This window comes from Streptomyces sp. NPDC031225 (genome assembly GCF_055570355.1).
Genome location: NZ_JBVIHJ010000032.1, coordinates 71,999 through 93,877 on the forward strand (window position 1 = coordinate 71,999; position 21,879 = coordinate 93,877).

Here is a 21,879-nt window from a genome sequence, read left to right on the forward strand (position 1 = left end):
CCCCTGTCAATAAGCCCGACGTCAGAGCGCCTACTCCTCGCCCGCCAGCTTCAGCGACCGCAGCTTCTGTCCCGCGTACCAGGTGGCGAGGACGGTCACCACGACCAGCAGCACCGTGGCCGTCGGCAGTGAGACGTCCGAGGTGACCAGGTCACCGCCGGCGACCTTGTGGGCTACGGCCAGCGACCACTGCTGGACGCTCAGCGTGCGCGCCCCGGCGACCAGGGAGCCGAACAGGGCCTCCCAGACCAGCGCGTAGACGAGCCCGAAGACCACCGCGTGCCGTGACACCGTGCCGAGCAGCAGGAAGAGCGCCGCGTAGGCGATCGAGGAGACCAGCGCGGCCACCGTGTAGGCGACGGCGATCTGCTGGCCGTTGCCGTTGAGGATGAGGCCCGCGATGAAGGTGGGCAGCGCGGAGAACACCATCGTGACGGCGATCGCCACGATCAGCTTGGTGAAGATGATCGTCGGGCGCTTGAGCGGCTTGGACAGCAGGTAGACCACCGAGCCGTCGTCGATCTCCGGTCCGATCGCGCCGGTGCCGGCGATGACGCCGATGATCGGCACCATCGTGGCGAGCGCGAGCCCGCCCAGCAGGTCGGAGGCGGTCTGGTCGTCGGCGCCGACGAGCGCGCGCACGATCACGGAGATCACGATGAGCAGCAGGGGCAGGGCGCCCAGGATGAGGGCCCGGCGGCGGCCGAGCAGGGCCCGATAGGTGAGTCGGGCGACTGTGGGGTCGTACATCTTGGGCCTCCTACGCCGCGACGAGATACGAGAAGACGGACTCGAGGGACTCGTCGGACGGCGAGACCGTGAGCAGCCGGATGCCGTGGTCGCGCGCGACCCTCGGCAGCAGCGCGGTGAAGCGGCCGAAGTCGACGGCCTGGATGTGCAACGCGCCCTCGGCCAGGTCGACTTCGATGCCGGACGTCGACGGGTCGGCGATCAGCGCGGCCGCGAGGGCGCGGTCGTCACTGGAGCGCACCAGGTAGCGGTGTGGCCGGTCGGTCATCAGACGGCGGATCCGGCGGAAGTCACCGCTGGCCGCGTGCCGTCCGGCCACGACGACCTCGATGTGCCAGGCCAACTGCTCGACCTCTTCGAGGATGTGGGAGGAGAACAGGACCGTGCGGCCCTCGTCGCCCATGCGGCGCAGCAGGTCCATGAGCTGCATGCGCTGGCGCGGGTCCATGCCGTTGAAGGGTTCGTCGAGCAGGAGCAGCGACGGGTCGTGGACGAGCGCGCTCGCCATCTTCACGCGCTGCCGCATGCCCTTGGAGTACGTCGAGATCTTGCGGTCCTGCGCGTACTCCATCTCGACCGTGGCCAGGGCCTTCTGGGCGGCCTTGGCGCCGAGGCCGTGCAACTCGGCGTTGGCGACCACGAATTCGCGGCCGGTGAGGAAGTCGTACATCGCCTCGCGCTCGGGGACGATGCCGATGTGCTTGTAGATCGCCTCGTTGCGCCACACCTGCTGTCCGTCGAGAGTGACGGCGCCGGTGGAGGGGGCGAGGAAGCCGCCCATCATGTTGATGAGGGTGGACTTTCCGGCGCCGTTCGGGCCGAGCAGGCCGGTGACGCCGGGGCCGATGGTCATGGTGATGTCGTTGACGGCGACCACGTTGCCGAACCAGCGGGAGACATGGTCGATCTGGAGCGTGGTCACAGTCCCACCTTCTTGTAGCGGCGCAGCAGGAGACCGTAGCTCGCCGCGATCAGGCCCAGTACGGCGAGGACGTAGACGACCCCTTGGCCGTTGCTCGGGCCCACCGCGCCGGGGAACGCCGAGTGCGCGCCGAGGAACGCGGACTGGAGTCCGTCGATGAGCGTGACCGGTGAGAACAGGCCGATCCACGGGACGGCGCCGGAGCTGCCCTGGGCGTCGGCGATGGCCTGGAGGGTGGAGACCGCGCCGTAGGAGATGGTCATGACGGCGATCACGGCCGCGATGCCGAAGCCGCGGCGCGGCGTGACCGAGGCGATGACCAGGCCGATGCCGGCGAAGAGCAGCGAGAGCAGTGCCACGGAGACGAGTCCCTGCCCGAATCCCTCGGTCTGGTCGGAGAAGTCCAGCTTGGCCAGCAGCGCACCCACATAGAGCACGATCAGCGGGGCGGCGGTGAGGACGAACATCGCCGAGGCCAGCGCCGCGTACTTCGCGCGCACGTAGTCCGCGGTCTCGATGGGCCGCGAGAAGTACAGCGGCACCGTCTTGAAGCGCAGGTCGCGCGAGACGGACTGGGGTGCCTGCGAGGCGACGTACAGGCTGATCACGGCCTGCATGATGATCGCGTAGCGCGTGTAGTCGACCGGCAGGTCCTTCGCCTTCGTGGCGACCGCGACGGCCACCATGATGGCCGCGGGCACGCACATCACGACGAACAACAGCATCGGCAGCACCTTGGACTTGACCGAGCGGCCGAGGCCGTAGGCGCCGCGCAGGGACTGCGAGTAGAGCGAGCGGGTCGCGTAGGAACGTCCGAGGCGGGGCCCGTCGTAGGTGCGGTAGCCGATGTTGTGGATGCGGGTCTGGTCACCCGACGGTGGTGCTGCGGAGTGCTCAATTGCCATGGCCGACCGCCTCCTTCCGCTGGTTCTCGTCGTTCATGTCGCTGCTCTTGTCCTCGCTCGTGAAGACTTCCGAGATGTGGTGCCTGCGCTGTTCCATGCGCACCAGGCCGAGGCCGAGGTCGGCCACCACGTCCCGGACGACGTCGTAGGTCTCCTCGCCCCGCGCGGTCAGCAGCAGGACGTGGCCGGCGCCCGGCAGACCGCTCGGGGATTCGAGGATCTCCACCCCGCGCGCGTGCAGCGCCTCGCGCACCGCGCGGGTGCCGTCCGGGTGCTCGTCGGTGTCGGTGACCTCGACCGCGAGGGTCGTCGTCATCTGGGTGAAGTCGGTGGTGGAACTGGAGCGCAGCAGCTTGCCGCCGTCGATGACGACGACGTGGTCGCAGGTGCGCTCCAGCTCGCCCAGCAGGTGCGAGGTGACCAGGACCGAGATGCCGAAGTCGGTGTAGATACGGCGGATCAGGCCCAGCATGTCGTCGCGGCCGACCGGGTCGAGGCCGTTGGTCGGCTCGTCCAGGAAGACCAGCTGCGGGTCGTGGACCAGGGCCTGCGCCAGTTTCACACGCTGCTTCATACCGGTCGAGTAGCCGCCGATGGGGCGGTAGCGCTCCTCGTACAGACCGACATGGCGCAGGGTGTCCGCGGTGCGTTCGCGCGCGGCGGTGGGCGGCAGGCCGGACATGCGGGCCATGTGCACGACGAACTCGGTGGCCGAGACGTCCGGCGGCAGGCAGTCGTGCTCCGGCATGTAGCCGACCCGCTCGCGGATGTCGGCACCCTTGGTCGCAACGTCGAGGCCGAGCACTTCGGCACGGCCCTCGGTGGCGGGGGACAGACCCAGCAGGATCTTGATCATGGTGGACTTGCCGGCTCCGTTGGCTCCGACGAGTCCGGTCACACCGGGTCCGACGTCCAAGGAGAGCCGGTCAAGCGCGGTCACCCGGGGGAACCGCTTGCTCAGGCTTTCGGTCGCGATCACAGTCACGTCATAGACGGTAGTGACACGGACCACTCAGGTCGTCACCCCGCAGAGCTGCATCGGCATCAGACTCCAGAGGTACGGGCACCTAAGGGTCACCCTGAGGTAGAACATCCAGGCCTCTGTTTTCCACATCGGCGGAGTTGTCCACAGCCCGGTCCGGCCCCGTTGACGCAGCCTCTGACGACTGTCACATTCACCGGTGTCAGGTTACGGACGAGTACCGCGGTCGACGGGGACCGGGGTCGGGGTGGCACGTCCGAGGAGGTCCTGGTCGTCACCGACTCCCGGGACCCGCAGCGGAGCGCCTTCTGGCCCGACGACGATCTGCCGCACGTGCGGCGCTGGGCGGAGGAGAAATGACCTTGCTCGAAGGCGCGCGGGAGCGCCGGGTACGCACCGGCGGCGTCGACCTGTGCGTGGCCGAACTGGGAGACCCGGCGCAGCCCACCGTGGTCCTCGTGCACGGCTACCCGGACAGCAAGGAGGTCTGGTCACAGGTGGCCGCCCGCCTCGCCGACCGCTTCCACGTCGTCCTCTACGACGTCCGCGGCCACGGCCGCTCCACGGCACCGAAGCCACTGCGCGGCGGATTCACCCTGGAGAAGCTGACGGACGACTTCCTGGCCGTGGTCGACGCGGTCAGCCCCGACCGCCCGGTGCACCTGGTCGGACACGACTGGGGCTCGGTCCAGTCCTGGGAGTTCGTCACCGTCCGGCGCACCGAGGGCCGCATCACCTCCTTCACCTCGATGTCCGGGCCGTCCCTCGACCACTTCGGCCACTGGATCGCGGGACGCCTCAAGCGCCCCACCCCGCGCCGGATCGGCCAGCTGCTCGGCCAGGGCGCCAAGTCCTGGTACGTCTACCTGCTGCACACCCCGGGCCTCCCCGAACTGGCCTGGCGCGGTCCGCTCGGCACGATCTGGCCCCGCCTCCTGGAGCGCGTCGAGAAGGTCCCCGCCGACGGCTACCCGACCCCCTCGCTGCCGAGAGACGCGGCCCACGGCGCCTGGCTGTACCGGGACAACGTCCGGCCCCGGCTGCGCCACCCGCGCACCGACGCGTACGCACACACGCCCGTGCAGCTCATCACGCCCCTGGGTGACGCCTTCCTCTCCGAGAAGCTCTACGACGATCTCGGACACTGGGCGCCCCGGCTGACCCAGCGCACCCTCCCCGCCAAGCACTGGATCCCCCGCTCCCGGCCGGACCAACTGTCCGCGTGGATCACACAGTTCGTGACATCCGTCGAAGAGGGCCGGAGCACCGCGCAGGCGACCGGGAAGTACGCCGAGCGGTTCGGCGGACAGCTCGTCCTGGTCACCGGCGCCGGCAGCGGCATCGGACGGGCCACAGCGCTCGCCTTCGCCGAGGCGGGCGCCCGCGTGGTGGCCGTCGACCGGGACGCCGAATCCGCCGCCCGCACCGCCGAACTGTCCCGGCTGGCCGGCGCCCCTTCGGCGTGGGCGGAGACGGTGGACGTCTCCGACGAACAGGCCATGGAGAAACTCGCCGCCAAGGTCGCCGCCGAGTACGGCGTGGTGGACGTCCTCGTCAACAACGCCGGGATCGGCCTGGGCGGCTCCTTCTTCGACACCACGACCGAGGACTGGAAGAAGGTCCTCGACGTCAACCTGTGGGGCGTCATCCACGGCTGCCGCCTCTTCGGGAAGCAGATGGCCGACCGCGGCCAGGGCGGCCACATCGTCAACACCGCCTCGGCGGCCGCCTACCAGCCCTCCAAGGCCCTGTCCGCCTACGGCACCTCCAAGGCCGCCGTCCTCATGCTCAGCGAGAGCCTGCGCGCGGAACTGGCGGGGCAGGGAATCGGCGTCTCGGCGATCTGCCCCGGCTTCGTCAACACCAACATCACCTCCACCGCGCGCTTCGCGGGCGTCGACGCCGACGAGGAGAAACGCCGCCAGAAGCGCACCGCCCGTCTCTACGAGGTGCGGAACTACCCGCCGGAGAAGGTCGCCGACGCCATCCTCAAGGCCGTCGTGCGCAACCAGGCCGTCGTCCCGGTCACACCCGAGGCGCGCGGCGCGCACGTCCTGGCGCGGTGGGCACCGAAGGCACTCCGGGCGATCGCACGGCTGGAGCCCCCGCTGTGAGCCACCGGACCGTTGCGCGCCGGGTGCTCTTCGTGTCGTTGCCGTCCTTCCGACGATCCCGGGTATCCCTGCAGCGAGTCCCGGGTGAGGCCAAGGCGACTCGCGTCACCGGGTGCGCCGACTCCGTCATCGAGCGGCTGCTCGGCGAGCGTCCGCCGCTCAGCGCGCCCATATCCGCGCGCGAGGAGCCGCGCTTCCTGCGGCCCCACCACCCCTCGGGGGAGAGCGCGTCAAGCCGGGTGACCGAGCACTCGAAGCGGGCACCGGCGACCGGGGCAGGCCGGTCAGCAGCGGTGGACGCGTGAGCGACGGTGGGGCGGGGGCCCGCTCAGACGACGAGCCCGCCTACCGGATCGAGGACCTCGCCCACCTCAGCGGCGCCACCGTCCGCACCATCCGCGCCTACCAGGACCGCGGCCTGCTCCCCCGCCCCGAGCGCCGCGGCCGGGCCAACATCTACACGCGCACCCACCTCGCCCGGCTGGGCCAGATCGCCGGCCTCCTCGACCGCGGCTACACCCTGGCCTCCATCAAGGAACTCCTGGAGGCCCACGACTCCGGCCGCGGCCTCGGCGGAGTCCTCGGACTGGTCTCCGAGGTGGACGGCCCGTGGACCGACGAGGAGACCGTACGGATCTCCCGGGCCGAACTGGAAGAACGCTTCGGCGGCTCCCCCGACGAAGCGGCGGTCGCCGAAGCCGTGGAACTCGGCGTACTGGAACCGGCCCCCGGCGACGACGACTCCTTCCTCGTGCCGAGCCCCCAAGAGCTCGCCGTGGCCGTCGAGTTGCACACGGCCGGGGTCCCCCTCGCGGCGATCTCGGGCCACCTGCGGGAGTTGAGGGGCCAGGTCGAGCACATCGCGGCCCGTTTCCTGGAGTTCACCACCGAGCACGTCTTCGCCCGCTACCTGGAAGGACCGCACCACCCGACCGACGCGGACGCCGCCGAGGCGGCCTCACTCGTACGACGGCTGCGGCCGCTCGCACAGCAGACCCTCGACGCGGAACTCGCGCGCGCGATGCGGCTGTTGGCGGTACAGCACCTGCGGCAGCAGCTGGACGCGGAAGGACCGCCACCGAGCCGCCCCACGTCACGTTCCGTGGCCGTGCCCGAGGAGACAATGCGGGCGGTGGAGGAGCTGGTTGGTGCGGAACGGGCGGCGGAGTTCTTCGTGCTGGCGGCTGAACGGGAGGTGCGGGCAAGGGGGTTGGACGCGCTCACGTCAAAGTTGCGCCCCCCAGTCGATCTTGACGAAGAGGGCTGACATGACAGGGAGTTGTCCACAGAAATGCCAAGTAGCCTGTGGATAACTACAGTTGGTTGTGGACCAAACATCCGGGTCAAAATCGTTCGCGTGATTCACGTCTCTCCCGGCACCCTGGTGGGATGAACGAGAGCAAGCCGCGCGAGATGGACGAGAGACGCACCGTGAAGGTGTCGAAGTACCTCTCAAAACATCTGCGCCATCAACCCGAACGAATCGGGCTCACGCTCGACGAGGCCGGCTGGGTCGAGATCGACGTACTCCTCGCCGCAGCCGCCACCCACAGCTTCCGCATCACCCGTGAAGAACTGGACCACGTCGTCGCCGCCAACGACAAACAGCGCTTCGCCATCGACGGCACCCGGATCCGCGCCAGCCAGGGCCACAGCATCGAAGTCGACCTCCGACTCACCCCGGCGACTCCGCCGCCGTACCTCTACCACGGCACCGTGGCCCGCAACCTGGACGCGATCCGTGCCGAGGGACTGCGCCCGATGAACCGGCACGACGTGCACCTGTCGCCCGACCGAGAGACCGCGACCCGGGTCGGCTCCCGTCGCGGCCGTCCCGTCGTGCTCTCCGTGGACGCGGCAACCATGCACCGGGACGGCCATGTCTTCCACGTCAGCGCGAACGGGGTGTGGCTGACCAAGAGCGTGCCACCTCGCTACCTGCGCCTTCCCGAGTCGCACTGAGCCCAGCGGGGAGATGATCGACGCCATGGACCCAGGCATGGAACACGGCGGGAACCACCTCCCCACCACCGAAGCAGCCGTCACCACGCTCCGCGCCCTCGCCGCCCGGTACGGCCTCGCGATCGAGGTGACCCACGACGTCGGCGCCGACCGGACCTCCCGCCGCAGCGCGGCGGGCGTCGGCGTCACCACCGACCCGGACGGCACCCTGCCCCACGAGGCCTACGTCGAACTCGGCGGCCGACCCCGGGTGGACGTGCGGCTCTTCCCGGACGACGACGCCCTGATCACCGTCGACGGAGTCGAGTGCCCCGACGTCGCCCGTGACGACGTCCCCGCCTTCCTCCGCGCTCTCTACGAGGGCCACGCCTGGGTGAAAGCCCGCCGCTTCCCGCCCGGCCGCTTCCTGATGGTGCCGCTGCCCGGCGACCGCGTGCACAAGGAGTTCATCCTGGCCGGGCTCAGCCCATGGCTCAACGGCCCCACATCGTGACCGTGAGTCACCGTTTCACGTGAAACAGCACCCGGCGCATACGCTCGGGCACATGAGTCTGCGCCTGAGCACCGTGATCCTCCCGTACCGCCGCTGGAACGAGGGAGGCCGTGAGGCGTGGCAGCGCGCAGAGCAGCTCGGCTTCCACACCGGATACACCTACGACCATCTGTCGTGGCGGACCTTCCGCGACGGCCCCTGGTTCGGCGCCGTACCCACTCTGACCGGCGCCGCGGGCGTCACCGACCGGCTGCGCCTGGGCACCCTGGTGACCTCGCCGAACTTCCGGCACCCGGTGACCCTCGCCAAGGAACTGATCACCCTCGACGACATCTCCGGCGGCCGTGTGACCCTCGGTATCGGTGCGGGCGGCACCGGGTTCGACGCCACTGTGCTCGGTCAGGACATGTGGAGCCCGCGCGAGCGGGCCGACCGGCTCGCCGAGTTCGTCCCGCTGCTCGACCGCCTGCTCTGCGAGGACTCGGTGTCCTATGAGGGGGACTTCTACTCGGCGCACGAGGCCCGCAACATCCCCGGCTGCGTCCAGCGGCCCCGGCTGCCCTTCGCGGTGGCCGCCACCGGACCGCGAGGCCTGCGGCTCGCCGCACGCCACGGGCAGGCCTGGGTGACCACCGGCGACCCCAAGCTGTTCGAGAACGGCACGCCCCAGCAGTCCGTCCAGGCCCTCCGCGGCCAGGTCGACAAGCTCACGGACGCCTGCGCGGCGCTCGGCCGGGACGTGAAGGAGCTGGACAAGATCCTGCTCACCGGCTTCACCCCGGACCGCGGCCGTCCGCTGGAGTCCCTCGACGCCTTCGTCGACTTCGCCGGACGGCACCGGGAGCTCGGCTTCACCGAGATCGTGATCCACTGGCCGATCCCCGACTCGGACTTCGCCGCGGACGAGAAGATCTTCGAGCAGATCGCCATGGAGGCGCCGACGCAGCTGCGCTGAGACCGCGTCCCTGGGGCGGTTGTGGCCGGTCACGCGTCATCCGGGTCTCACCTGTGCGGCCACCCGCACGGTCGTGCGCGCACATGCGGGAGAATGAGCGGGTGACCTCAGCGACCCGACAGCCCGAGACCCCGACCGCCGACATACCGCCGCGCCTGATCGCCACCGACCTGGACGGCACTCTGCTGCGTGACGACAAGTCGGTGTCCCCGCGTACCGTCGCGGCCCTCGCCGCCGCCGAGAAGGCGGGTATCGAGGTCTTCTTCGTCACCGGCCGCCCGGCTCGCTGGATGGACGTAGTCAGCGATCACGTCCACGGCCACGGCCTCGCGATCTGCGGCAACGGCGCCGCAGTGGTCGACCTGCACGGCGGTCCGGGCGCCCACCGGTTCGTGAAGGTGCGCGAGCTGGCCCGTCAGAACGCGCTGGACGCCGTACGGCTGCTGCGTGAGGCGGCACCAGGCACGGTGTACGCGGTGGAGCAGACGTACGGCTTCTACCAGGAGCCGGACTATCCCAAGCTGCACATGGAGATCCCGGACAACCTCGCCCCCGCCGAGCGGCTGCTGGCGGAGGACGGTCCCGGTGCCGACGAGCCTGTGCTGAAGATCCTCGCCTACCACCCCTCGATCGACCCGGACGCCTTCCTCACCCTCTCCCGCCTCGCCATCGGCGACCGTGCCAACGTCACCCGGTCCAGCCCCAGCGCCCTGCTGGAGATCAGCGGCCCCGGCGTCTCCAAGGCCAGCACGCTCGCCCTGTGCTGTGCCGAGCGCGGCATCTCGCACGAGGAGGTCGTCGCGTTCGGGGACATGCCCAACGACGTCGAGATGCTGACCTGGGCGGGCCAGTCGTACGCGATGGGCAACGCGCATCCGGACGTGATCGCCGCTGCCTCGGGCCGGACCGTCGCCAACAACGACGACGGAGTGGCGGTCGTGATCGAGCAGATGCTGGCGGAGCGGTTCTAGATCAGCCGACCGGTACCCCTCGCGCTGCCAGCCACGGCACCGGATCCACCGCCGAGCCCGACTCCGGTGTGACCCGCACCTCGAAATGCAGGTGCGGGCCGGTCGAGTTGCCGCTCGTGCCCGACTGGCCGATCCACTGACCAGGAGTGACGCTCTCCCCCTGGTCCACGGTGACGGCGGCGAGATGGGCGTACTGCGTGTAGTAGCCGCCGGGGTGCTCGATCACGATCTCGATGCCGAAGGCGCCTCCGCAGGACACCCTCACCACCCGGCCCGCGCCCACCGCCCGCACCGGCGTCCCGATCGGCACCGCGAAGTCCTGCCCGGTGTGCCGGTTCGCCCATCGCGACCCACCGTTTCCGAACCCCGCGGACAGTTCGTACGCCGCTACCGGTGTGGCCCATGCGCCCACCGAGGGCTGCTGGGGCTGGTCCAGTCGTACGGCGCCCCGGCATGAACCTGCCGCGACGGAGGCGTCGGCCTGCCCCTGCAACTGCCAACGGGCCTCCTCCAGCCTGTGCTCGATGTCCCCCTTCAACGCGGCGAGTTCGGCTCTCCGCTTCTCCAGCGTCCGCCAAGTCGCCGCGGCCTTCGCCTCGTCCGCTGCGAGCCGTGACTCGGCGCGACGGCTCTTGTCGACCGCGTTGTTCACGGCCAGCGTCGTCCGCGAGAAGACGTGCTGACCTTGCATCAGCTCATCGGGGTCGCCCGCGAAGACGATCTGCGCGGTGAGGGGCAGACCGCCGCCGTCGCGGTACTGGGCCCGGGCGATACGGCCGAGATCCTCGTGCAGGACGGCGATCTCCCGCCGCTCCCGGTTCAGAAGACCCTCGAACCGCAGTGCCCGCGCCCGCTGCGTCTGCGCCTCCTGACGCCCCGCCTCGTACTGCTCGGTCGCCAGGGCCGCGTCCTGGTACAGCCGCTCCACCTGCGCGCTGATCCCGGGATCACCGTCCTTCCGGCGGCCCGCACCCTCGTCGGCGGCGTTCGTGGGCCGGGCCGCCGGCAGTACCGCGAACAGGCACAGCAGGGCCGGAACGAGTAGCGGGCGCAGGCGAGGTGATCGCATGTCAGTGATCCTGTCCCGGACTCCGGACGCGGTCCTGTTCACGTCGTACGGCTGGGGGACACGTTGCTGCGGACGGGTCACACCGGGCCCTTCAGCGCGGTACCTCCCACACCACCGTCGCCCCTCCGCCGTTCTCACCGATGCCCGGCCCATGGCCGCTGTCGCCGCCGAGGGACTCTGCCCGTCGTTCGAGGTTGCGCAGGCCGCTGCGCCGACCGCCCTCGGGAATGCCGACACCGTCGTCCGCGACGGTCAGCCGGACGCCCGGACGGCCGTCCCGCAGGGCTGCGTCCGCATCGACGACGACATCGATCCGAGAGGCACCGGCGTGCCGGAAGGTGTTGGAGAGCGCCTCACGCAGGGCCGCGACGAGGTTCTTGCCGACCAGGTCGCCGACCACCGTGTCGACCGGGCCGACGAAACGGTGCGAGGGCGTGAAACCGAGCGGCACGGCGGCCATGTTGATCTCCCGCAGCACCCGGGTGCGCAGTCCAGCCGGGGCTTCGGCCGGACTCTGCTGGAGCGCGAAGACCGCGGTGCGGATCTCCTGGATGGTCGTGTCGAGTTCGTCGACCGCCCTGCCCACCCCGTCCTGCACCTCGGGCACGGCCGACCGGCGCTGCGCGCTGCCCAGCATCATCCCCGTCGCGAAGAGCCGCTGGATGACGAGGTCGTGCAGGTCACGGGCGATGCGGTCGCGGTCCTCGTACACCGCGAGCCGTTCCCGGTCCCGCTGGGTCTCGGCCATCATCAGTGCGAGCGCCGCCTGCGAGGCGAACTGGACGGCGAGGGTGCGCTCCGCCTCGGTGAACGGCCGCTCCCCGCGGGCGCGCGGTGTGACGAGGCTGCCCAGCAACCGGCCCTCGCTCTGGAGCGGCACCATCATGATCGGCCCGTAGACGCGCGTGAAGTCGCTGGTCACGCGTGGATCCGTGGCCGCGTCCTGCACGAACACGGCTTGACCGTCGAGGAGTTCGGCGACGATCTCGCTGTCCGGCGGAATCACCGTGCCGAGCGCGTCCGACGGCCGGTCCGCGGCCACCGCGACGATCTCCAGCCCGCCGTCGTCACTGGGCAGCAGCACGATCCCCGCCGTCGACCTGGACAGCCTGCGGGCCTGCTCGGCGACGACCTGGAGCGCGTCGTCGGCGTCACCACCGGAGAGCAGGGCGGTGGTCACGGCGACCGAGCCGTCGATCCAGCGCTCGTGCTGCTGTGCCGCCTCGTACAGACGGGCGTTGCCCACGGCGATCCCCGCCTCCGTGGCCAGCACGCGGACCAGGTCGAGGTCGAGGTCGTCGAACGGCGCGCCCCCGTGCTTCTCCGTCACATACAGAGTGCCGAAAACCTCTCCCCGCACCCGGACGGGCAGACCGAGGAAGCTGCGCATCGGCGGATGGTGTTCGGGCAGGCCGCACGAACGCGGGTCCGCGGTCAGATCCGCGAGCCGCATCGGCTCCGAGTTGCCGACGAGGGCCCCGAGCAGCCCTTTGCACCCGTCGGGCCGTCGCCCGATCCGCAGGGCCGTCGACTCGTCGGTCCCGTGGAAGACGAAGTCGATGAGCCCCCCGCCGTCCTCGTCGACGACACCGATGGCCGCGTACCGGGCGCCGGTCAGTTCTGCCGCCGTGCTGCAAATCCTCTGCAGCACAGAGTGCGGCTCAAGACAGCCGCCGACCGACCGCATCGCCTCCAGGAGTCGCGGTAGCCGTACGGCCAGGTCGGTCGGCAGTCCCTGAGGGGTGGGCATACCCCCGAGCGTAGTCAGGGGCATTTCACCTGAAAAGCCGGACTGGTCCTCCTGAGCCGGCCGGCTTCAGCGTGCTTCCACCAGCAGATCCGACGCCGCCTCCCGCGCGGCCATCTCCCGCAGTGGCCCCTCCACGGCCGCCAACTCCGCGTAGGAACCCCGCTGCACCACTCGTCCCGCATCGAGCACGACCACCTCGTCCACCGACTCGAGTCCGGCCAGCCGGTGGGTGATGAGGAGTGTCGTACGGCCCTCCGTGGCAGCCAGCAGATCGGCGGTGAGCGCGTCCGCGGTGGGCAGGTCGAGATGTTCGGCGGGCTCGTCCAGGACGAGGACCGGGAAGTCGGCGAGCAGCGCCCGGGCCAGCGCGAGGCGCTGCCGCTGGCCGCCGGACAGCCATGCCCCGTGCTCGCCGACCAGCGTGTCGAGCCCGTCGGGCAGACCCTCGGCCCAGTCGAGCAGCCGGGCCCGCCGCAGGGCGTCCCGCAACTCGCCCTCGGTCGCGTCCTTCTTCGCCAGGAGCAGGTTCTCGCGCACCGAACTGTCGAAGAGGTGCGCGTCCTGCGCGCACAGCCCCACCAGCCGCCGTACGTCGTCGCTGTGCACCCCGTAGGCGTCAACGCCACCCAGGGTGTAGATGCCGGTCTCCGCGTCCAGGAAGCGCAGCAGTACCTGCGCGAGCGTCGTCTTGCCGGAGCCGGACGCCCCGACCACGGCCACCCTGCGGCCCTGGTGAAGGGTCAGGTCGAGCCCGGCGAGCGCGTCCCGGTCCTGGCCCTCGTGACGGGCGGCAAGTCCCTTGAGGACGACCGGGAACGGTGAGGCGGGCGCCTGGCGGCCGTGTTCCGGCTCCCGGACGGGCTCGGGCGCGTCCAGCACCTCGTACACGCGCTCGGCGCTCCTGCGCACCCGCTGCCGGTACTGCACGGCGAGCGGCAGCCCGAGGACCGCCTCGAAGGCGGACAGCGGAGTGAGCACGACGACGGCCATGGCGATCCCGCCCAGTCGCCCGGCGGCGACCGCCTGGACGCCCACGAGGGCGGTGGCCGTGACGGTCAGACCGCAGACCACTGCGGTGAGTCCGTCGCCGAGGGCGGTGGCGGTGGCGGCCCGGGAGGCGATCCGCTTGAGGACGCCATCGGCTCGCCGTGTCTGCGCTGTCCGGGCGGACAGAGCACCGGCGACGGTCAGTTCGGCGGTCCCGGTGAGGAGATCGGTCACGCGGACCGCCAGTTCCCCGCGGGCGGGCGCGAGCCTGCGCTCGGCCCTCCGGGACACGGCACCGGTGATCAGCGGGACACCCACTCCGGCCGCCAGCAGGCCCACGGCGAGCGCGGCACCGGCCTCGGGCAGCAGCCAGGCCGTGAAGCCCACGGAAGCCGCCGACACCACGACCGCGGCACCGGCCGGCAACAGCCAGCGCAGCCAGTAGTCCTGAAGCGCGTCCACATCGGAGACGAGCCGCGACAGCAGGTCACCCCGGCGGGCCGTGCGCAGACCGGACGGCGCCAGCCGTTCCAGCCGTCGGTAGACGGCGACCCGGGTGTCGGCGAGCATCCGCAGCACGGCGTCGTGCGACACCAGCCGCTCCGCGTACCGGAACACCGCCCGCCCAATGCCGAAGGCCCTGGTCGCCGTCACGGCCACCATCAGATACAGCACGGGGGGCTGCTGCGAGGCCCGCGAGATCAACCACCCGGAGGTCGCCATCAACCCCACGGCGCTGCCGAGGGCGAGACTGCCGAGGAGCAGCGCGAGCGCGAGCCGGCCCCGCCGAGGACCGGACATGGCGCGCACGCGGGCGAGAGGGCTGCGCCGGTCCGACGGCACCTCGATCACCCCGGGTACAGCCGAGGCGACGGCACCGGACGCCACCGCCTGTGTTGCGGATGCCCTGCCCGTGGCCCCCGCCGGCGCCTGAGTCACCGGCTCCGCCAGCCGCACCACACGGTCCGCCACCCCGAGCAGCGCGGGCCGATGCACCACCAGCAGCACCGTCCGCCCGGCCGCCAGCCGCCGTACCGCCGCCACGACCTCCGCCTCGGTGGCGCCGTCGAGCGCCGCCGTCGGCTCGTCGAGGAGCAGTACAGGACGGTCCGCGAGGAACGCCCGTGCCAGCGCGAGCCGTTGCCGCTGTCCGGCGGACAGCCCGGCCCCGTCCTCACCGAGCACGGTGTCAGCTCCCCGGGGGAGTGCGTCGACGAAGTCCAGCGCCCCCGCGTCCGCCAACGCCCGCCGTACGGCGGTCTCGTCCGCGTCGGGACCCGCCAGCCGCACGTTCTCGGCGATCGTCCCGGCGAACAGCTGCGGTCGCTGCGGCACCCATGCGATACGCGACCGCCACTCCGCCAGGTCGACCTCGGTGAGATCGGTGTCCCCGATGCGTACCCGCCCCTCGGTGGGCCGGACGAATCCCAGGAGGACGTTCAGCAGCGTCGACTTGCCCGCGCCGCTGGGACCGACCAGAGCGACCGTCTCACCGGGCGCGACCTGAAAGGACACGTCCGTGACGGCGTCCCCCGAGCGACCCGGGTAGCGGACGGTCACCTGCTCGAAGGAGAGTGCGCCCGCAGGCACGGGGCCGGTCCCCGACGGCGGGACCGGCGTCTCCAGCACCGCGAAGATCTCCTCTGCGGCAGCCAGCCCCTCCGCCGCCGCGTGATACTGCGCGCCCACCTGACGCAGGGGCAGATACGCCTCGGGCGCCAGGATCAGGATCACCAGGCCGTCGTACAGATGCATCTCGCCGTGGACAAGCCGCATCCCGATCGTGACGGCGACCAGCGCGACGGAGAGCGTCGACAGCAACTCCAGTGCGAAGGAGGAGATGAAGGCAATCCGCAGCGTCCGCATGGTCGCCTGCCGGTACTCACCGGTGATGCGCCGGATCGACTCGGCCTGCGCCTTGGCCCGGCCGAACACCTTCAGGGTCGGAAGGCCCGCGACGACGTCCAGGAAATGCCCCGACAGCCGGGAGAGCAGCCGCCACTGCTGGTCCATGCGGGACTGGGTGGCCCAGCCGATCAGCATCATGAAGACCGGGATGAGCGGCAGGGTCCCGACGATGATGGCTGCCGAGACCCAGTCCTCGGTCACGATCCGCGCCAACACCGCCACCGGCACGACCGCCGCCAGCCCCAACTGCGGCAGGTAGCGGGCGAAGTAGTCGTCGAGGGCGTCGACTCCCCTGGTGGCGAGGGCGACCAGGGAACCGGTCCGCTGTCCGCTCAGCCACCCGGGGCCCAGGGCCGTTGCCCGCTCCAGCAGCCGCCCCCGAAGCTCCGACTTCACCGCGGCACTCGCACGATGGGCGGCCAGTTCGGTGAGCCAGGAGACCAGCCCGCGACCGATGGCCACTGCCGTCAACAGCAGCAGGGGAGTGCGGAGTTCACCGACCGACAGACCGTGCTGGAACGCGCCGACCACGATCTCGGCGATGAGCATCGCCTGGGCGATGACCAACAAGGCACCGAAAACACCCAGGCCGACCACGGCGACCAGGAAGAGCCGAGTGGCCCTGGCGTATCGGAGCAGGCGCGGGTCGATCGGTTTCACGTGAAACACACCCTTTTCTCAAGGGGCATGTTTCACGTGAAACATGCCCCACATCGGGCTCAGTGGGCGGGTTCGGCGATGTGGTGCGTGCCGATCCGCTTGCGGAACACCCAGTACGTCCATCCCTGGTAGAGCATCACGACGGGTGTGGCGATCCCCGCGCACCAGGTCATGATCTTCAGGGTGTAGGGGCTCGACGAGGCGTTGGTGACCGTCAGACTCCAGTCCGCGTTCAGCGAGGAGGGCATGACGTTCGGGAAGAGCGTCAGGAAGAGCATCGCCACGGCGGCCACGATGGTGATGCCGGACAGCGCGAACGACCATCCCTCCCGCCCTGCCTGGTTGGCCACCAGAGCGGCGACCAACGCGGCCACGGCAACCACCATGGCGACCAGGCTCTTGCCGTTCCCACCGTCGACCTGGGTCCACAGCAGGAAGATCAGTGCCAGAGCGGCCGTGACGAGACCGACCACCGAGGCCAGCTTCCGCGCCCGCTCCCTGATCTCGCCCACGGTCTTGAGAGCCGTGAACACCGTGCCGTGGAAGGTGAACAGCGTCAGCGTCACCAGACCGCCGAGAAGGGCGTACGGGTTGAACAGGTCCCACAGGGTGCCGACGTACTCGAAGTTCCGGTCGATCTTCACTCCGTGCGCGATGTTGCCGAAAGCGACGCCCCACAGGAACGCGGGGATGAGCGAGGTCCAGAAGATCGCGGTCTCCCAGTTGCGCTGCCAGTTCTCCTCGGGCCGCTTGGCCCGGTACTCGAAGGCGACACCGCGGACGATCAGGCAGACCAGAATGACCAGCAGCGGCAGGTAGAACCCGGAGAAGAGCGTGGCGTACCACTCCGGGAAGGCCGCGAAGGTCGCGCCGCCCGCCGTCAGCAGCCACACCTCGTTGCCGTCCCAGACGGGACCGATGGTGTTGATCAGGACGCGCTTCTCGACCCGGTTGCGGGCGAGCAGCTTGGTGAGGACACCGACCCCGAAGTCGAAGCCCTCCAGGAAGAAGTAGCCGGTCCACAGGACGGCGATGAGCACGAACCAGACGTCGTGAAGTTCCATGACTTGAGCTCCCTTTGCCTAGCAGCGAGGCCTAGTACGAGAAGGCCATCGGCTTGTCGGCGTCACGGGCGTCGCCGCCGATCTTCGTGGGCGGGTTGAGGTCGGCTTCCGTGAGTTCGGGCGGGCCTGCCTTGATGTACTTCACGAGCAGCTTGACCTCGACGACGGCGAGGATGGCGTACAGGCTCGTGAAGGTGATCATCGAGATGAGGATCTCGGCCTGGGAGACGCCGGGGGAGACCGCGTGCCGGGTCTGCAGGACGCCGTAGACGACCCACGGCTGACGGCCCATCTCGGTGAAGATCCAGCCCCAGGAGTTGGCGATCAGCGGGAAGCCGAGGGTCCAGATCGCCGCCAGCCAGTACAGCCTGCCGAGCTTCGGGCTGAGCGCCTTGTTCCTGAACAGGACCAGATGCGGCACCTCGTCCTCGGCGACCCGCAGGTGCTGCGGCAGCATGAACTTCTTGCGGGTCAACCAGAGTCCGGCGAGGCCGATGGCGAAGGACGTCATGCCGAAGCCGATCATCCAGCGGAACGCCCAGAAGGTGACGGGGATGTTGGGACGGTAGTCGCCCGGCCCGTACTTCTGCTGCTCGGCCTTGTTCACGTCGTTGATGCCGGGGATGTACGAGGTGAAGGTGTCGTCGGCGAGGAAGGACAGCAGGCCAGGGATCTCGATGGCCACGGTGTTGTGGCCCTTCTCCACGTCGCCGTAGGCGAAGATCGAGAACGGGGCGGAGTCCTGGCCGTCCCACAGCGCCTCGGCAGCTGCCATCTTCATCGGCTGCTGCTTGAACATGACCTTGCCGAGGGTGTCGCCGCTGATGGCGGTCAACATGCCGGCGATGACCACGGTGATCAGGCCCAGCCGCAGCGAGGTCTTCATCACGGCGATGTGCTTCTTGCGGAACAGATGGAAGGCCGCGACGCCGACCATGAACGCGCCTCCGGTCAGGAAGCACGCGCTCAGCGTGTGGAAGGCCTGGGCGAGAGCGGTGTTCTGGGTCAGCACCAGCCAGAAGTCGGTGAGCTCGGCCCGGCCCTTCGCCTCGTTGATCCGGTAGCCGACCGGGTGCTGCATCCACGAGTTGGCCGCGAGGATGAAGTAGGCCGACAGGATGGTGCCGATCGAGACCATCCAGATGCAGGCCAGGTGGATCCTCTTGGGCAGCTTGTCCCAGCCGAAGATCCACAGGCCGATGAAGGTGGACTCGAAGAAGAAGGCGATCAGGGCCTCGAAGGCGAGCGGGGCGCCGAAGACGTCACCGACGAAGCGCGAGTAGTCGGACCAGTTCATGCCGAACTGGAACTCCTGCACGATGCCGGTGACCACACCCATCGCGATGTTGATCAGGAAGAGCTTGCCCCAGAACTTGGTGGCCCTGAGGTACCGCTCGTTCTCCGTACGCACCCATGCGGTCTGAAGGCCGGCCGTGAGGGCGGCCAGCGAGATCGTCAGGGGGACGAACAGGAAGTGGTAGACGGTGGTGATGCCGAACTGCCAGCGCGCCAGGGTCTCCGGCGCCAGAGCCAGGTCCACGTCGCCGCTCCTTACCTCACAGGCTTGTGGAACATATGCGGATGAAAGGTTCGCTTGTGAAAGCGTTCACATTCACAAGCCAGTATGCCGCATGCCTGTTCGGCGTGGAGCAGGTGGGGGGTCTCTCAGCGGGTCCGATAGGTCACACCTGACGGAGACCGGTCGGCCCACGCTGCGGGGCGCCTCGGTTCCACGTGAAACCAAGACGCCCCGCAGCTGGCGACAGCCTCACACCTCCTTGCGGAAGCCCTCCGCCACCTTCAGGAAGATGTCGTTCGCCTCGTTCTCCCCGACCGTCACCCGCACGCCCTCGCCCGGGAACGGCCGTACGACCACGCCGTGCTGCTCGCACACCGCGGCGAAGTCGGCCGTGCGCTCCCCCAGCCGCAGCCACACGAAGTTGGCCTGGCTCTCGGGCACCGTCCAGCCCTGGGCCCGCAGCCCTTCCACCACACGGTTGCGCTCACAGACCAGCGTCCCGACCCGGCCCAGCAGGGCGTCCTCGGCCCGCAGCGAGGCGATCGCCGCCTCCTGAGCGAGCTGGCTGACCCCGAAGGGCACCGCCGTCTTGCGCAGCGCCGCGGCCACCGGCTCATGGGCGATCGCGAAACCGACCCTGAGCCCCGCGAGGCCGTACGCCTTGGAGAAGGTGCGCAGCACACACACGTTCGGCCGCGTGCGGTACAGCTCCACGCCGTCCGGCACCTCGGGGTCCCGGATGAACTCGCGGTACGCCTCGTCGAGCACCACCAGCACGTCACTCGGCACCCGGTCGAGGAACCGTTCCAGCTCGGGCCGCTTCACGACCGTGCCCGTCGGGTTGTTCGGGTTGCAGACGAAGATCAGCCGGGTCCGGTCCGTGATGGCGTCGGCCATGGCGTCCAGGTCGTGCACATCACCCGCCGTCAGCGGCACCTGCACCGAGGTGGCGCCGCTGATCTGCGTGATGATCGGGTACGCCTCGAAGGACCGCCAGGCGTAGATCACCTCGTCCCCCGGGCCGGAGGTCGCCTGGATCAACTGCTGGGCGACACCGACCGAGCCGGTCCCGGTGGCCAGGTGGGAGAGCGGGACGCCGAAACGCTCCGACAGCTCGTTCATCAGACCTGTGCAGGCCATGTCCGGGTAACGGTTGAAGGAGGAGGCCGCGGCGGTCACGGTCTCCAGCACGCCCGGCAACGGCGGATAGGGGTTCTCGTTGGAGGACAGCTTGTAGGCCACCGGACCGTCGGCCGCGGCGGGCTTGCCCGGCTTGTAGGTCGGGACACCCTCCAGCTCGGCGCGCAGCTTGGGGCTCTTCTCGCTCACCGCAGTCCTCCTCATGACCACCCGCTTCCAATACTGCTCACCTTATGAGGATTGGGCCCGGCTGCGTACAGGTGAGACCCAACCTCATCGGCCCCATGGGCATCACGGGCATCACCGTACGAAGTGAGACGAACCAGGGGGCGCGGTCACATATATCTATGCGCCGGTGGTTCGCGCCGTGGCGCGCGTCACCCGTGCAGGTGAGTTGAGACCTCTTCGAAACATCGGGGACTTGGCAGGCCCATGCGTGCCGACAAGTTACGTAGTGCCATTGGATCGTTTAACTGTCTTTGTTTCGCAGGTAGTTGATGTGAGATGACCTTGCAGAAACGTGCCTGTCAACGCGTGCATATGCGTCCGCCCTACCCCACCGCATGAGCCCTACTATCGGCTCGCCATGACAGCAGCAGGGAAGCACCAGGTGAGCCGCGCGGAAACCTCACGTCGAGGCAGCCGGCCGGGTCGGGCGGGCATCAGAGACGTGGCCGCCGCCGCCGGAGTCTCCATCACGACCGTCTCCGATGCCCTGAACGGCAAGGGCAGGCTCCCGGACGCCACCCGCCGCCACGTCAGGGAGGTCGCCGACCGGCTGGGCTACCGGCCCTCCGCCGCGGCCAGAACCCTCCGTACCGGCAAGTCGGGACTCATCGGCCTGACCGTGACGACGTACGGGGATGAACCTTTCACCTTCACCGAGTTCGCGTACTTCGCCGAGATGGCGCGGGCCGCCACCTCCGCCGCGCTCGCCCGCGGCTACGCCCTCGTCATCCTCCCGGCGACCTCGCGCCACGACGTGTGGTCGAACGTCGCCCTGGACGGCACCGTGGTCATCGACCCGTCCGACCAGGACCCGGTCGTCAGCGAGCTGGTCCGGCAGGGGCTACCGGTGGTCTCCGACGGCCGCCCGGCGGGCACGCTCCCGGTCACCGCCTGGGTCGACAACGACCACGAGGCCGCCGTACTCGGCATCCTCGACCACCTGGCCGACGCCGGCGCCCGCCGTATCGGCCTGCTGACCGGGACGACGACGGACACGTACACCCATCTGTCGACCACCGCGTATCTGCGCTGGTGCGAGCGGGTGGGCCAGGATCCGGTCTACGAGGCCTATCCGGCACACGATCCGTGCGCGGGCGCCGTCGCCGCCGACCGGCTGCTCGCGCGCCCCGACCGCCCCGACGCCGTGTACGGCCTGTTCGACCCGAACGGCACCGACCTGCTGGCCGCCGCCCGCCGCTACGGCCTGCGCGTTCCGGAGGACCTGCTGATCGTCTGCTGCAGCGAGTCGACCGTGTACGCCAGCACCGAGCCGCCCGTCACCACGCTCTCCCTCAAGCCGCGCCGCATCGGCACGGCCGTGGTCCAGCTCCTCATCGACGCCATCGAGGGGGTCGAATCGGACCAACCGGTCGAGCAGGTGATACCGACGGAGCTGATCGTGCGCACCTCGTCCCAGCGGCGAGCCCCACGCACGACGGTCAGCCCGCCGCGCTCGCCCGAGGAGAAGTAGTCCAGGAACGGCCGGGCGATGGTCGAAGC

The 21,879-nt window shown here is 69.9% G+C and carries 18 protein-coding genes and 1 pseudogene; 9 read left to right on the top strand and 10 right to left on the bottom strand.

From position 1 onward, the window contains the following. Positions 1-30 precede the first annotated feature (30 nt). Genes ACZ48Z_RS39270 through ACZ48Z_RS39285 form a run of 4 tightly spaced genes read right to left on the bottom strand, consistent with a single transcriptional unit; the run spans position 31 to position 3,556 of the window. Positions 31-750 (bottom strand): ABC transporter permease subunit, encoded by a 720-nt coding sequence (locus ACZ48Z_RS39270; protein ID WP_468740700.1) that lies wholly within the window; start codon positions 748-750, stop codon positions 31-33. Positions 751-760: 10 nt separating this feature from the next. Then, on the bottom strand, positions 761-1,672 hold the full coding sequence (locus ACZ48Z_RS39275; RefSeq protein WP_468740701.1) for an ABC transporter ATP-binding protein: 912 nt from the start codon (positions 1,670-1,672) through the stop codon (positions 761-763). Next, a complete protein-coding gene (locus ACZ48Z_RS39280; protein WP_468740702.1) occupies positions 1,669-2,577 on the bottom strand; it encodes an ABC transporter permease subunit in 909 nt (302 codons plus the stop codon). Before ACZ48Z_RS39280 ends, ACZ48Z_RS39275 begins: the two co-directional genes overlap by 4 nt. Next, positions 2,567-3,556 carry an ABC transporter ATP-binding protein gene (locus ACZ48Z_RS39285; protein WP_468740740.1) on the bottom strand — a complete coding sequence of 330 codons (990 nt, stop codon included), beginning with the start codon at positions 3,554-3,556 and terminating at the stop codon, positions 2,567-2,569. The genes ACZ48Z_RS39280 and ACZ48Z_RS39285 overlap by 11 nt, the downstream gene beginning before the upstream one ends. A gap of 234 nt (positions 3,557-3,790) precedes the next feature. Between ACZ48Z_RS39285 and ACZ48Z_RS39290 the strand changes: the two are divergent. The 8 genes and pseudogenes from ACZ48Z_RS39290 to ACZ48Z_RS39325 form a co-directional block, all read left to right on the top strand. Next, positions 3,791-3,919: pseudogene (locus ACZ48Z_RS39290) on the top strand (M24 family metallopeptidase); the annotation flags it as partial. Beyond that, positions 3,916-5,673 carry an SDR family oxidoreductase gene (locus ACZ48Z_RS39295; RefSeq protein ID WP_468740703.1) on the top strand — a complete coding sequence of 586 codons (1,758 nt, stop codon included), beginning with the start codon at positions 3,916-3,918 and terminating at the stop codon, positions 5,671-5,673. The pseudogene ACZ48Z_RS39290 and the gene ACZ48Z_RS39295, both read left to right, overlap by 4 nt. After that, positions 5,670-5,978 (top strand): hypothetical protein, encoded by a 309-nt coding sequence (locus ACZ48Z_RS39300; protein WP_468740704.1) that lies wholly within the window; start codon positions 5,670-5,672, stop codon positions 5,976-5,978. The genes ACZ48Z_RS39295 and ACZ48Z_RS39300 overlap by 4 nt, the downstream gene beginning before the upstream one ends. Beyond that, positions 5,975-6,940 carry a MerR family transcriptional regulator gene (locus ACZ48Z_RS39305; protein WP_468740705.1) on the top strand — a complete coding sequence of 322 codons (966 nt, stop codon included), beginning with the start codon at positions 5,975-5,977 and terminating at the stop codon, positions 6,938-6,940. The genes ACZ48Z_RS39300 and ACZ48Z_RS39305 overlap by 4 nt, the downstream gene beginning before the upstream one ends. A 146-nt stretch (positions 6,941-7,086) precedes the next feature. After that, positions 7,087-7,635 carry an RNA 2'-phosphotransferase gene (locus tag ACZ48Z_RS39310; RefSeq protein ID WP_468740741.1) on the top strand — a complete coding sequence of 183 codons (549 nt, stop codon included), beginning with the start codon at positions 7,087-7,089 and terminating at the stop codon, positions 7,633-7,635. A 37-nt stretch (positions 7,636-7,672) separates the two neighbouring features. Next, positions 7,673-8,128 carry a hypothetical protein gene (locus ACZ48Z_RS39315; RefSeq protein WP_468740742.1) on the top strand — a complete coding sequence of 152 codons (456 nt, stop codon included), beginning with the start codon at positions 7,673-7,675 and terminating at the stop codon, positions 8,126-8,128. A 52-nt stretch (positions 8,129-8,180) separates the two neighbouring features. Then, positions 8,181-9,083, top strand: a complete 903-nt coding sequence (locus ACZ48Z_RS39320; RefSeq protein ID WP_468740706.1) for an LLM class flavin-dependent oxidoreductase — start codon at positions 8,181-8,183, stop codon at positions 9,081-9,083. Positions 9,084-9,184: 101 nt separating this feature from the next. Then, positions 9,185-10,054: an HAD hydrolase family protein gene (locus ACZ48Z_RS39325; RefSeq protein ID WP_468740707.1), complete on the top strand. Its 870-nt coding sequence runs from the start codon at positions 9,185-9,187 to the stop codon at positions 10,052-10,054. A 1-nt stretch (position 10,055) separates the two neighbouring features. On the opposite strand, the gene ACZ48Z_RS39330 is transcribed toward ACZ48Z_RS39325, so the two are convergent. From ACZ48Z_RS39330 to hisC, 6 genes are all read right to left on the bottom strand, one after another. Continuing rightward, the gene (locus ACZ48Z_RS39330; protein ID WP_468740708.1) at positions 10,056-11,123 is read right to left on the bottom strand and encodes a M23 family metallopeptidase; all 1,068 of its coding nucleotides are present in this window, start codon (positions 11,121-11,123) and stop codon (positions 10,056-10,058) included. 91 nt (positions 11,124-11,214) lie between these two features. After that, on the bottom strand, positions 11,215-12,873 hold the full coding sequence (locus ACZ48Z_RS39335) for a sensor histidine kinase (RefSeq protein WP_468740709.1): 1,659 nt from the start codon (positions 12,871-12,873) through the stop codon (positions 11,215-11,217). 66 nt (positions 12,874-12,939) lie between these two features. Beyond that, positions 12,940-16,428, bottom strand: coding sequence for a thiol reductant ABC exporter subunit CydD (cydD, locus tag ACZ48Z_RS39340; RefSeq protein ID WP_468740710.1), 3,489 nt, complete (start codon positions 16,426-16,428; stop codon positions 12,940-12,942). 59 nt (positions 16,429-16,487) lie between these two features. Continuing rightward, on the bottom strand, positions 16,488-17,492 hold the full coding sequence (gene cydB / locus ACZ48Z_RS39345; RefSeq protein WP_468740711.1) for a cytochrome d ubiquinol oxidase subunit II: 1,005 nt from the start codon (positions 17,490-17,492) through the stop codon (positions 16,488-16,490). A gap of 31 nt (positions 17,493-17,523) precedes the next feature. Further along, entirely contained in the window at positions 17,524-19,032 is a 1,509-nt protein-coding gene (locus ACZ48Z_RS39350; RefSeq protein ID WP_468740712.1) for a cytochrome ubiquinol oxidase subunit I, read from the bottom strand. A 228-nt stretch (positions 19,033-19,260) separates the two neighbouring features. Then, positions 19,261-20,340: a histidinol-phosphate transaminase gene (hisC, locus tag ACZ48Z_RS39355; RefSeq protein ID WP_468740713.1), complete on the bottom strand. Its 1,080-nt coding sequence runs from the start codon at positions 20,338-20,340 to the stop codon at positions 19,261-19,263. 397 nt (positions 20,341-20,737) lie between these two features. Between hisC and ACZ48Z_RS39360 the strand changes: the two genes are divergently transcribed. Then, entirely contained in the window at positions 20,738-21,850 is a 1,113-nt protein-coding gene (locus tag ACZ48Z_RS39360) for a LacI family DNA-binding transcriptional regulator (protein WP_468740714.1), read from the top strand. The last annotated feature ends 29 nt before the right edge of the window (positions 21,851-21,879 follow it).

Bases quoted from the DNA above. Each gene is read 5' to 3' on its own strand.
- ACZ48Z_RS39270 (WP_468740700.1), bottom strand. From the start codon at position 750: ATGTACGACCCCACAGTCGCCCGACTCACCTATCGGGCCCTGCTCGGC.
- ACZ48Z_RS39280 (WP_468740702.1), bottom strand. From the start codon at position 2,577: ATGGCAATTGAGCACTCCGCAGCACCACCGTCGGGTGACCAGACCCGC.
- ACZ48Z_RS39295 (WP_468740703.1), top strand. From the start codon at position 3,916: ATGACCTTGCTCGAAGGCGCGCGGGAGCGCCGGGTACGCACCGGCGGC.
- ACZ48Z_RS39310 (WP_468740741.1), top strand. From the start codon at position 7,087: ATGGACGAGAGACGCACCGTGAAGGTGTCGAAGTACCTCTCAAAACAT.
- ACZ48Z_RS39315 (WP_468740742.1), top strand. From the start codon at position 7,673: ATGGAACACGGCGGGAACCACCTCCCCACCACCGAAGCAGCCGTCACC.
- ACZ48Z_RS39320 (WP_468740706.1), top strand. From the start codon at position 8,181: ATGAGTCTGCGCCTGAGCACCGTGATCCTCCCGTACCGCCGCTGGAAC.
- ACZ48Z_RS39330 (WP_468740708.1), bottom strand. From the start codon at position 11,123: ATGCGATCACCTCGCCTGCGCCCGCTACTCGTTCCGGCCCTGCTGTGC.
- ACZ48Z_RS39335 (WP_468740709.1), bottom strand. From the start codon at position 12,873: ATGCCCACCCCTCAGGGACTGCCGACCGACCTGGCCGTACGGCTACCG.
- cydB (WP_468740711.1), bottom strand. From the start codon at position 17,492: ATGGAACTTCACGACGTCTGGTTCGTGCTCATCGCCGTCCTGTGGACC.
- ACZ48Z_RS39360 (WP_468740714.1), top strand. From the start codon at position 20,738: ATGACAGCAGCAGGGAAGCACCAGGTGAGCCGCGCGGAAACCTCACGT.